Source organism: Thermococcus sp. M36 (assembly GCF_012027355.1).
Lineage (GTDB): Archaea > Methanobacteriota_B > Thermococci > Thermococcales > Thermococcaceae > Thermococcus.
The window spans coordinates 1-415 of sequence record NZ_SNUH01000272.1 but is presented as its reverse complement, the minus strand read 5'-3'; the positions used below and the strand labels follow the sequence as shown (position 1 = coordinate 415).

Annotated in this window: 1 protein-coding gene; it reads left to right on the top strand. The window is 45.8% G+C overall.

Features of this window, described 5'->3' with window-relative positions:
* Positions 1-218 precede the first annotated feature (218 nt).
* A partial coding sequence (locus E3E36_RS12310; protein ID WP_167895628.1) for a fructose 1,6-bisphosphatase occupies positions 219-415 on the top strand: 197 nt, incomplete at its 3' end.

Below are 415 nucleotides of genomic sequence, written 5' to 3'. Positions count from 1 at the left end.
ATCATAGCCCTCGTTGGCGCGAGCTCCAGCGTCAACATCAAGAAGGAGGAGCTCAAAAACCTCATCAAAGTCGCCAAAGAGAAGTTCGGCTGGACCGACATCTGCGAATGAAAGCTCTTCTTTTTTCCTTACCCTTTTGCCAAGTTCTTGTGTATCATCGACGGTGATATTAACGTTTTATAAGCATAAAAGTGATTAAAGCCATCGAGGTGATTGCCATGGCCATTGGAGAGAAAATAACGATCAGTGTTATAAAGGCCGACATAGGTGGATGGCCTGGACATTCCAGGGTTCATCCTCAGCTTATTGAAGCGGCTGAAGAAGTTCTGGCGAAGGCAAAAGAAGAAGGCACTATAATCGACTTCTACGTGGCTTACGCTGGTGATGATCTCCAGCTCATCATGACTCACAAGAA